This window comes from Streptomyces himastatinicus ATCC 53653, assembly GCF_000158915.1.
Taxonomy (GTDB): domain Bacteria; phylum Actinomycetota; class Actinomycetes; order Streptomycetales; family Streptomycetaceae; genus Streptomyces; species Streptomyces himastatinicus.
The window spans coordinates 992,336-1,002,382 of record NZ_GG657754.1; the positions used below are offsets into that span (position 1 = coordinate 992,336).

Annotated in this window: 11 protein-coding genes; 5 read left to right on the plus strand and 6 right to left on the minus strand. The window is 70.7% G+C overall.

Annotated elements, in window-relative coordinates; translation table 11 throughout:
* The first annotated feature begins 148 nt into the window (after positions 1 to 148).
* The 4 genes from SSOG_RS03570 to SSOG_RS03585 all read left to right on the plus strand — a co-directional run bounded on the left by SSOG_RS03570 (position 149) and on the right by SSOG_RS03585 (position 4,190).
* Positions 149 to 889, plus strand: a complete 741-nt coding sequence (locus SSOG_RS03570) for a ferric reductase-like transmembrane domain-containing protein (RefSeq protein WP_234365212.1) — start codon at positions 149 to 151, stop codon at positions 887 to 889.
* A complete protein-coding gene (locus SSOG_RS03575; protein ID WP_106516588.1) occupies positions 886 to 2,400 on the plus strand; it encodes an NADH-quinone oxidoreductase subunit NuoF family protein in 1,515 nt (504 codons plus the stop codon). Before SSOG_RS03570 ends, SSOG_RS03575 begins: the two co-directional genes overlap by 4 nt.
* Positions 2,401 to 2,604: 204 nt before the next feature.
* Positions 2,605 to 3,744, plus strand: coding sequence for an SCO0930 family lipoprotein (locus SSOG_RS58310; RefSeq protein ID WP_425385407.1), 1,140 nt, complete (start codon positions 2,605 to 2,607; stop codon positions 3,742 to 3,744).
* Positions 3,681 to 4,190, plus strand: a complete 510-nt coding sequence (locus SSOG_RS03585) for a hypothetical protein (protein ID WP_009712842.1) — start codon at positions 3,681 to 3,683, stop codon at positions 4,188 to 4,190. Before SSOG_RS58310 ends, SSOG_RS03585 begins: the two co-directional genes overlap by 64 nt.
* 28 nt (positions 4,191 to 4,218) lie before the next feature.
* Here SSOG_RS03585 and SSOG_RS03590 read toward each other — a convergent pair whose 3' ends face one another.
* Both SSOG_RS03590 and SSOG_RS03595 read right to left on the minus strand, forming a co-directional pair.
* The gene (locus SSOG_RS03590) at positions 4,219 to 4,896 is read right to left on the minus strand and encodes an HAD family hydrolase (protein ID WP_039936484.1); all 678 of its coding nucleotides are present in this window, start codon (positions 4,894 to 4,896) and stop codon (positions 4,219 to 4,221) included.
* A 306-nt stretch (positions 4,897 to 5,202) separates the two neighbouring features.
* A complete protein-coding gene (locus SSOG_RS03595; protein WP_063631535.1) occupies positions 5,203 to 6,141 on the minus strand; it encodes a ScbA/BarX family gamma-butyrolactone biosynthesis protein in 939 nt (312 codons plus the stop codon).
* 89 nt (positions 6,142 to 6,230) lie between these two features.
* Here SSOG_RS03595 and SSOG_RS03600 point away from each other — a divergent pair, with 89 nt between their 5' ends.
* Positions 6,231 to 6,881 (plus strand): ScbR family autoregulator-binding transcription factor, encoded by a 651-nt coding sequence (locus tag SSOG_RS03600; protein ID WP_009712845.1) that lies wholly within the window; start codon positions 6,231 to 6,233, stop codon positions 6,879 to 6,881.
* 12 nt (positions 6,882 to 6,893) lie between these two features.
* Here the strand turns inward: SSOG_RS03600 and SSOG_RS03605 are convergent, their stop codons facing one another.
* The 4 genes from SSOG_RS03605 to SSOG_RS03615 all read right to left on the minus strand — a co-directional run bounded on the left by SSOG_RS03605 (position 6,894) and on the right by SSOG_RS03615 (position 9,715).
* Positions 6,894 to 7,694 (minus strand): endonuclease I family protein, encoded by an 801-nt coding sequence (locus SSOG_RS03605; RefSeq protein ID WP_009712846.1) that lies wholly within the window; start codon positions 7,692 to 7,694, stop codon positions 6,894 to 6,896.
* Between the two features lie 137 nt (positions 7,695 to 7,831).
* Positions 7,832 to 8,233: an SDR family NAD(P)-dependent oxidoreductase gene (locus SSOG_RS55575; protein ID WP_245606215.1), complete on the minus strand. Its 402-nt coding sequence runs from the start codon at positions 8,231 to 8,233 to the stop codon at positions 7,832 to 7,834.
* Positions 8,131 to 8,517: an SDR family oxidoreductase gene (locus tag SSOG_RS55580; protein ID WP_245606216.1), complete on the minus strand. Its 387-nt coding sequence runs from the start codon at positions 8,515 to 8,517 to the stop codon at positions 8,131 to 8,133. The genes SSOG_RS55575 and SSOG_RS55580 overlap by 103 nt, the downstream gene beginning before the upstream one ends.
* The gene (locus tag SSOG_RS03615) at positions 8,510 to 9,715 is read right to left on the minus strand and encodes a sialidase family protein (RefSeq protein WP_009712848.1); all 1,206 of its coding nucleotides are present in this window, start codon (positions 9,713 to 9,715) and stop codon (positions 8,510 to 8,512) included. The genes SSOG_RS55580 and SSOG_RS03615 overlap by 8 nt, the downstream gene beginning before the upstream one ends.
* Positions 9,716 to 10,047 lie beyond the last annotated feature (332 nt).

Consider the following 10,047-nt stretch of genomic DNA (forward strand, 5'->3'; position numbering starts at 1 on the left):
CATGTCCCAAACGCCTTCTCCCTCACAGGGGCGCCACGGGGGACGCCAAGCACCTGGAGGACGACGAGCCGCTCGCCGGACTCGGCGGGACCAGCCCGGTATCGGGTGGTCCCGGAACATCCGCATCTACGCTATCGTCGCGACCTTCGTGCTGTCCCTCATCGTGACGTACAACGCCGGCGCTTTCAGCCAGACTTTCCTCTTCCTCGACTTCGGCGCCGGGGTGCTCGCCCTGGTCTGCCTCAGCTCAGCGGTGCTGTGGGGGCTCGCCGCGACCGACCAACTGATCCTGCACTCCAACCACCGGCTCATCGCCCAGGGCATCCACCGGGCGGCCGCGGTCGCCGGCCTGCTGTTTCTCGGCGTTCACATCTGGGTGAAGGTCGCCGAGAGCCACACGAACGCAGCTTCGATCGTGCTACCGTTCGCTGACGCAAAGCAGCCGGTGCTGATCGGGCTCGGAACCATTGCCGGTTACCTCTTCGTCATCGCGGCGGTGACCGGAGCGGTCCGCAGCTCGTTCGCCGCCGCGGGCAACTCCCGCTGGCGGTACCGGTGGTGGCGGGCGCTCCATGTGGGCGCCTACCCCGCCTGGGGCCTCGCGCTGGTCCATGGTCTGAAGGCCGGACGTGAGGCCAAGATCTGGGCGACATACGGCTACATCGCGGCTCTGGCCGGAGTGGCCATCGCGCTGTGGATGCGGCTCGCAGCCCGGCGCAGCCAGGACGACGATCGAGGGGACGGCATCTCGGTGAGGAATCCGCCCGCCCGCGGCCTTCAGGAAGGCCGCACCCGGCGCGCCGCGCCCACTGTGCCGCGGCCCCGTTCGGCCGACTCGGGCCGACGGGACGGTGAACGGCTCGGTGCCTCCCGTGGGTGGGACCGGTGATCAAGACAAAACCCAGGCTGGCCTGTGTCGACCCGCCCCGGCTGCTGGCCGGTCTTGACGAGGCGTACCGGCTCGACCGGGTCGGCCACCTGACGGTGCACGGCACGATGCCCGCCCTCAGGGCGGACGAACTCGTCGCGCTCGCGGAGAACATCGATCTCCGCGGGCGCGGCGGGGCCGGTTTCCCCTTCGCCAAGAAGGTCACCGCGGTCGTCGAAGCGGCCGGCCGCGCGGGCGGCCGCTGCAACGTGGTGGTCAACGGCAGCGAGGGCGAACCCAGTTGCCTCAAGGACACCGCGCTGCTGCTGCACACCCCGCACCTGGTCATCGACGGTGCCACCCTGGCCGCCGAGGCGATCGGCGCCGAGGAGGTCGTCATCGCCTGCCACCGACCTGATGTCGAGGAGTCACTGAACGCCGCCATCGCCGAGCGCGGGCCCAGCGGGGTCCCGGTGGAAGTGAGCGTGACGCCCGACCGGTTCGTGGCCGGTGAGGGCGGCGCCGTCATCAACGGCATCAGCGGCGCCCCGGCCATCCCCAACGGCCGGAAGATCCGGTCCAGCGAGAACGGTCTCGGCGGGCTGCCCACCCTGCTGTCCAACACCGAGACCTATGCCCAGCTCGCCGTCGCGGCGCGGATGGGCGCCCTGCCGTACCGCTCGGTGGGGCTGCCCACCGAGCCGGGCACGACACTGCTGACGGTCGGCGGCAAGTACGTGATGGAGACGCCGACCGGGGTGCCGCTGACCTACGTTCTGGAACTGTGCGGGCTCACCCCTGGCCAGGGCGTGCTGGTGGGCGGCTACCACGGCAAGTGGCTGGACCCGAAGAGCATCGGCGCCGCCACCATCTCGCGCGAGTCGATGAAGAAGTACGGCGCGCGGCTGGGCGCGGGCGCGGTGCTGCCCATCCCCGAGGACACCTGCCCGCTCGGCGAGACCGCGCGGGTGGCCCGCTGGCTGGCCGCCGAGACGGCCGGTCAGTGCGGTCCCTGCTTCATCGGCCTGCCCGCCCTCGCGGACGCGATCGGCCAGGTGGAGCGGGGCGGTGGGCAGTCGTCCATCGACAATGTGCGCGCGTACATCAACTCGGTGCGCAAGCGCGGCGCGTGCAGCCACCCCGATGGCACGGCCGGATTCGTGACCACGGCGCTGGACGCGTTTCCCGAGGAGTTCGAGTCCCATGCGATGGGCGCGGGCTGCGGGCGGCCCACGATCGGCGTACTGCCGATGCCCGAGGAGACCCAGCCGCTGGCCCTGCCGCCCGGCCCGGCGGTCGCGCCACCGCGCGCGGAGCGGCAGCAGCGGGGCCCGATGGAGAAGCTCCTGGTGGACTGGTCGCTGTGCCAGGGCCATGGGCTGTGCGCGGACATCCTGCCGCCCGAGGTGCTGACGCTCGGCATCGACGGCTATCCGTCCTCCGCCCGGATGGAAGTGCCCCGTCAGCTGCGCAACCAGGCGGTGCGCGCGGTGCGCCGCTGCCCCGCGCTGGCGCTGCGCATCGAGGAGTAGCCCCCCGCCCCCCTCTAAGTCTCCCTCCCCACGACGGCCGTTGCGCAACGGCCGTCGCTTGTTTGTGCGCCCTCGTACCCAGCGTTTTTTGCGTCTGGTGACAAATTTTTAACTGGCTGAACGTCCCTCGGCACGGGCTCCGTATGGGCATGGTGTCGGCGCCTTCACCGCCGGACACCGATAAGGATTTCGCAGGGAGTGGTCATGGAGAAGCGGCGTCAGATCGCATTCGCGGGAATGTCCGCGGCGCTGGTCATGCTGACGGCGGCGTGTGGCAGCAATGACACCTCCGCGGGCAGCGCGAACGTCCAGCCCGTGGGTGGCAGCAGCCAGACGGCGAGTGCGGGTGCTTCGGCGTCGGCGGGTGCGGGCGCGGCGGCCGCGGGGGCCGGCGCGACCGGTGGGTACGGCAGTGACACCGGCGCGGCGGCGGGCAGTGGCGAGGCGGGCGGGAGTCAGACGGGCCCGGCGAAGGAGCTCGCGGTCAAGAGCGACGCCAAGCTCGGCAAGTTCGTGTCCGACAGCGCGGGGATGACCCTCTACCGGTTCGACGAGGACACCCCGAAGCCCGCCAAGTCCAACTGCAACGACGCGTGCGCCACCAAGTGGCCGCCGGTCCCCGCGGACGACGCCACGGCCGGTGCGGGCATCGACTCCAAGAAGCTCGGCAAGGTCAAGCGCGCCGACGGCAGCGAGCAGCTGACCCTGGAGGGCTGGCCGGTCTACCGCTACGCGGGCGACACCAAGGCGGGCGACACCAAGGGCCAGGGCGTGGGCGGCACCTGGAACGCGCTGGCCCCTGACGGCAAGCCGGCCGGCAAGAAGGCCGGGGGCGGCGCCCTGGAGCTGATGGTCAGCAACAACGCCGACCTCGGCAAGATCATGGTGAACGGCGAGGGCATGACCGTCTACCGGTTCGACAAGGACAGCGCGTGGCCGATGAAAGACGGCAATCCACCGACGCCGCCTGCCCTGGACAAGTGGAAGCCGGTCAAGGCCATCGACACCACCAAGGTCTCCGGGGTGAAGGACGAAGGTGACCTCCTTCACCCGCCCCGACGGCACCAAGCAGGCCGCCTTCGACTGCTGGCTGCTCTACACCTTCGCCGGGGACAAGAAGCCCGGCGACACCAACGGCCAGGGCGTCAAGGGCACCTGGTTCGCGCTCGACGACAAGGGCAAGAAGGTGACCCAGTAAGACGGCATGATGGTCCATCCCGACGGGGGCCCGGAGCGGCGGCGCTTCGGGCTCCCCGCCGGACGTCGACGGGAGGGTTGAAGTGTCACGCGTACTCCGTGCCGCCGCGCTCGGTGCGGCATTGCTCTGTGCGGGCGGCCTGGTGAGCGGCTGCGGCGGAAGCAGCCATGCGGACGGCAAGAAGAAGGAGAAGGCGCACGCCGCCAAGGAGCTGGGGAAGCCGGGCAAGCCCGCGGCCCTGACGCAGATCGCCGACGCCATCGGCTGCAAGGCGACCATCGTCACCGAGGCGGACGAACTGCGCCAGGGGGCCTGCCAGTCCAGCAAGGGCGACCGGTACACCATGGTCACCTTCGCCACCGCGAAGGGTCAGAAGGACTGGCTGAACACCTCGAAGGACTACGGGGGCATGTATCTGGTCGGCACCCGCTGGTCGGTCACCGGTCAGTCCTCGGGATCCCTCAAGCCGTTGCGCGCGAAGCTCGGCGGGGCCATCGAGCAAGGCTCGATGATGCACCACGGTGGGTCGAAGTCCCAGGGTGGTTCCGAGTCGGGCGGCGGCAAGGAGCACGACGGGATGAAGATGGACTGACCGGTGCACCACGGTCCCTCTCTCAGGCTCAAGCCGCCCGGGATTCGGCCCACTTGAGCAGATCGGGGTCGGCGAGCGTGGAGACCCACAGATCCACCGGCGGACGTTCGTCGACGGGTTTGCGCGGTCCCACGCCGAGCACCCTCAGCCCGGCCCGGGAGGCGGACAGGAAGCCGCAGTGGGAGTCCTCCACCGCGAGCGCGTCACCGGGGGCCGCACCGCACAGGCGGGCGGCCGCCAGATACACATCGGGGTGGGGTTTGGGCCGCACTTCCCCGCCGGGGACCAGCACATGGTCGAAGTAGCGCAGCAGCCCGGCCTTGGAGAGCCCGTCCTCCACCACGTCGCGCGGGCAGTTGCTCGCCACGGCCAGCGGTGCGAACGCCGCCGCCTTGTGGACGAGTTCGGCCGCACCCGGCATGGTGACCGGGTCCTCGGCGACCAGTCTGCGGAATGCGCTCAGCAGCTGCCGGGTCATCTCGTCGGCGAGATCGGGGAGTCCGGCGAATTCGGCCATCATGCGGCCGCATTCGGTGTAGTGGAGCCCCTTGGTGCGGCCCGCGAACTCCTCGTCGCAGACGGCCCCGTAGTCCGCGAGCACGACTTCGCGGGCCTTTTCCCAGTGCCGTTCGGAGTCCATCAGAGTGCCGTCACAGTCGAAGACGATGGCGGCGGGGGTCCATGCGAGAAGCGTGTCTGCTGTCATCTGCCTGCCGTTCCAGGAGAGATGGGGGAATCGGCGCAGGGGGTGCCTGCCTGTAGCCACGGGGAGCAGCGCGGTGAATTCTGGGCGGACGCTGCGCGCGGAATGCCGGATGCGGCATGGAAAAGCCGTACAGGCGGAGAATTGCCTGCCCGAAACATAACGATCACTACGTTACTGAGATGACTCCGGGTGAGCAAGGGGTCACTGAGCGTCGGCGATTTGTTCGTCGTCCAGTGCGTTCGTAGGTCGTCGCGTTCGTCGCACGGAGGGTTCGTCGCACGGAGCGTTCGTCGTCCTGGTGCGCGGTCAGCCGTACTGGAGCACACCGACCGCCGTGCAGATGTCCGCCTGGCGCAGCCGGAAGACACACGTCCTGCCGTGGGAGACGCACTCGACCACGGCGGGCGGATAGGACTCGGTGAACCGGATGGCCTTCATCCGGCAGGCCAGGGGGCGGATCAGCAGGCCCCCGGTGGCCAGCGCCGCGGCCTGCCGGGCGCCCTCCAGCAGCACCAGCCCCGGCACATGGTCGCTCCAGTGGTCGAAGAAGAAAGGGTGGCGGGGGTCCGCGGGGTCCAGGTACACCACTCCCCCGTCCCGTACCACCAGCACGTCCCGGGCCGCCGGTACGCCCAACTGCCCTGGTGAGGGCCGTACGGCGGCGCGCAGCCTGCGCCTCGCCGTCTGGCCCGAGTGGGCGGAGCGGGTCTCCGCGTAGGCCGTGCCGTCGAGGAAGCGGGCGGTGCCCCCGGCCCGCGCAAAGATCCGGCCACCCGCCCACAGGCCGACGTCGAGCCGCATTCCGGACACGAAGCGCCCGGTGGGCTGTGCGGTGCGGACGTCCGTCACCGCGATCCGGCAGGTGATGTCGGTCGCCCCGTGCGGGGCGCGGGGCTCGGTCTCCGGGTCGAGCCGGAAGGACAGGTCGCGGATCAGGAAGTGCGCGCCCGCGGGCACGGCGTAGTACCGGGTCGGGATGTAGATCCCCAGTTCGCGCAGCGTTTCGGCGATCATCAGCGGATGGTGACGGCCGTCCCCGCCGTGCGGGAACGTCGGATGGGAGCGGGGCCACTGGGCGGCCGCCTCGAACCGTCCGTCACCCAGCGTACGGACGTCGGTGAGCAGCACCTCGGCCACCGAGACCCGGTGCACGGCCTCACGCGCCACGGTGCGGGACCAGCTGAGCGGCCGACCGGTGGGACCGGTCGGCTCGGAAAGGCCGCGAGCCTCGCGAACGATCACCATAAAATACTAATAATGTTTGACCTGTCTGTCCTCATCACCATCAGCGGCCGAAAGTCCGCTAAGTTCACTCCGTCACACCGGACCGGCTGATGAAGGACGACGAACACGTGCAAGAACGGGCCGAACAAACACGCCGGTCTCTTCTGGAAGCGGCCGCATCCCTTTTCGATGAACGCGGATACGCGGGAACGAGCATCAGCGACATCACCGCCCGTTCGGGTCACACCAGCGGCGCCATTTACTTCCACTACACCAGCAAGGAACGACTCGCCCTCGCCGTGGTGCAGGAACACTTCGCCACCTGGCCGCCCCTGATCGACCGGCACACCGGGCTCCATGTGCCCGCCCTGGAGCAGCTCGTCCGGCTCAGCTTCGCGGTGGCCCGCGCCTTCCGCGACGACATCGTGGTACGGGCGGGGGCCCGGCTGTGGACCGAGCGCTCCCTGATCGCGGCGCCCTTCCCGCCCCCGTTCATCGGCTGGATCGACGCCGTCGGGGCCATGCTGGAACGGGCCCACGGCGAGGGCGAGCTGGCCGCCCACGTCGATCCGCTGCCCGCGGCCCGGACCATCGTGTGTGCCTTCTTCGGCCTGCACACGGTGTCCGAGGCCCTCGACGGGCGGCGGCTCGTCGAGGACCATCTGGCCGAACTGTGGACCCTGCTGCTGCCCTCGCTGCGGGCCGCCCCCGGACACCCCGGGCACACCGCCGACCTGCTGGCGGCGGCCCGGGGCGCGTGAAGCGGGACCGGGCTACTTCCAGATGTCGGCGACCCACTCCGGGTGGTCGATGAACGGGTTCCTGTTGTGCTGGAAGTCGTCGTAGATGACCTGGTTGCGCTTCTTCTCGAAGGCGTCCGGCGGGTCCTCGTCGTTCCACTTCTTGAGCACGGAGAGCCGTCCCATAGAGGGCTGGCTGCCGTTGTCGACCTTGTCGTTGGGCTCCAGGTCGGGGTAGCCCTCGCCACCCTCGTAGCGGACAGACATGTACAGGATCATCCGGGCCACATCGCCCTTGACCTGGTCACGGGGCTCGAAGGAGTCGTCGTCGGTGCGGTTGCCCGGCGCCTCCCCCACCTCCGAGCCGCCCTCGTCGAAGTCCTTGTTGCCACGGGTGCTGTTGACCGAGACATCGGCCGGGCGCAGATGGTGGATGTCCGTACCGGGTCCGGTGGAGGTGCCGAAGTCGCCGTGCGACTTCGCCCAGACGTGTTCGCGGTTCCAGTCGTCGGCGTTTCCGCCGTTCGAGTTCTTGCTCTGGGACCGGCCGGTGTAGAGCAGGATGACGTTGGCGGAGTTGTCCGGGTCCTCGTCGGTCTTCTTGAGGGCGTCCCAGACCTCGTCGTACGAAAGCTTGCTGACGTCCTTGCTGATGATCTGGTTCAGGGCGTCCTTCAGCGGCTCCCCGGTCTTGCCTATCGCGTCCTTGTAGTACGTGTCGTCGTACGCCGTTGTGCTGGTGGGCACCGCGGTGGCCGGGGTCTGCGCCGTGACGGCGACCGTCACGACGCCGGCCAGCAGTGCCAGGGATTTCCAGCGGGTCACACTGGTCATGTGTGGTGTCCTCTCCCCGATTTACGACCGTTGTTCGAGCCCCGAAAGCGTGTCAGACACAGGATCGTCCAATGGTGAACATCATGAAGAGATTCCGTGTCAGGGCCATGACCGAATCAGGGCTCTGAACCCGGCTGTCACAGCGAGGCGCCCCCGCACATCACCAGCGTCTGACCGGTCACCGCACCGCCCTCCGGGCCCAGCAGGAACGACGTCAGCCCGGCCACCTCCTCGGGGCGTACGAGCCTGCCGAGCGGCGGAAGGACGGGCGGGGTGCGGCTGCGGCCCGGGTCCCGCAGCATCGGGGTGTCCGTCGGCCCCGGCGCGACCACGTTCACGGTGATCCCGCGCGGCGCCAGTTCGGCCGCCCAGGAGCGGGCCAGGCCCGTCAGCGCCGCCTTGGTGGCCGCGTACTGGCTCTTGCCCGGGACGCCGGTCATCGTCCGGCTGCCCACCAGCACCAACCGGCCGCCGTCCCGGACCCGGTCCACCAGCGCGTCCGCCAGGACGGTGGCCGCCTGGACGTGGATGCGCCACATGAGGGACCCGTCCTCGGCGTCCAGTTCGCCAGCCGGGCGGCCCGCTGGACGCCTGCCGCGTGCACGAGGGCGTCCAGCGGGCCGTCCTCGTCCATCGGGGTGAGCGCCTGCGGCAGTTCCTCCGGCCGAGCCAGGTCGGCCGGGAGCCAGCGCAGCCGGTCGTGCGCGTGCGGCGGGGCCGTACGGCTGATCCCGGTGACCCGCCACCCCTCGTCCAGCAGCCGGGTGGCGATGGCGGCGCCGATGCCGGAGCTGACGCCGGTGACCACGGCGTGTTCAGCCATGGGCTGCCCAGTCCGGGCTGACGCGGACGTACTTGATGGCCTGGCGGTGATATGTGTACGCGATGTGCAGGGTGCCGTCCGGGGTCTGCCGGATGGTGGGATACGACAGCTCCCGGTTGAGCCGGTCGCGTGAGTTGTTGGTCAGGCAGTGTCCGTCGCCCACGTCCAGGTCCCGCCGTACGGGCCAGGTACGGCCGCCGTCGGCGGACAGCGCGAGGGTCATCGGCGCCCGGGGCGCGCCCCAGAAGGCGCCCGGGGCGTCTTCTCGCTGCGACGGTGCGGCGGCCGGAGCGTCGCCCGCCTCCCCGTCGTCGTCGATCTCGTCGTAGAGCGAGACCCGGCGGGCCGTCGCGTCCGCGCGGCTGCTGTGGTTGTACACCAGCGCCAGCCGTCCGTCGCCGAGCGGGACGTACTGGACGGAGGAGTTGTTGTTGGGCAGCTCGGTGGGCTCCGGCTCGCTCCAGCTCTCCCCGCCGTCCGTGCTGTGCGAGCGGTACACCGCGTCGGCCCAGCGGCTGCGGAACAGCGCCAGCAGCGTGCCGTCCGGGAGCGGGTGGACGTTCATGTGCACACAGCCCGTGGAGCCCGGCACGGGCCGCTCCCGCCAGGTGCGGCCCTCGTCGTCGCTGACCATCACCGCGCTGGTGTCATGGTCGCCGACCCACTTGGCGCCCGGGGTGGACACGCAGTGGAACACCGGCAGCAGCCACCGCCCGCTGTCCAGGACCGCGATCGGCTGACGGATGAACACCCCGCCCCCGCCGGTGGCCGGGAAGAGGGTGCGCGGCGCGTCCCAGGTGTCCCCGTTGTCGCCCGACACCCGGACCCGGACCTCCGCGGTGTCCTGGTTGCCCGCCTGCTGGGCGGTGTACAGCAGCCACAGCTCACCGGCCGGGGTGGGGAACAGCAGCGGGTTCTGCTCGGAGCGCGCCGGGTCGTCGGACAGCCGGACCGGCTCCGACCAGGTGTCGGCGCCGGGTGCCAGCCGGGAGAACCACACGGAGATATCCGGCACGCCCTCCTGGGTGCCGCCGAACCATACGCAGCCGAGGTCGCCGCCGGGCAGCACGGTCAGGTTGGCGGCGTGGTTCTGGACGGCGGGTGCGGGCAGGAACGCCTCCTGGCGCGCCGGGTCGCCCGGCCGCGGCCGGAGCCGCCCGTCCGTCAGCGGTATCGCGGTGTCATGGTCGGCGGTCATGGGCGCCGGGCTCCTCGTGGTGTGCGGTGGTACGGGTGTACGTCATCGACCGGTCGGGGCTCCCGCCCCGCCCCTCCCCCGGCCCCGCCGGACACGGCCGGTGTCGCTCGGGGGCCGGGGCCCGGGCCTCCGGCCTGCGGCCGGGTAGCGGGGCACTGTCCGGAACCCCACCCCCGGGACACACCCGGGGACGCTCGGGGCCATAGAACGGAGCCTGGGGCGGGGGCCCGGGGGCGGAGCCCACTGGTCGGGGGCTTGGGACGGAGCCCCACAGTCGAGGCCCGGGGGCAGAGCCCCTGGTCGGGGGTTCGAGGGGCGGAGCCCCCGCTCGG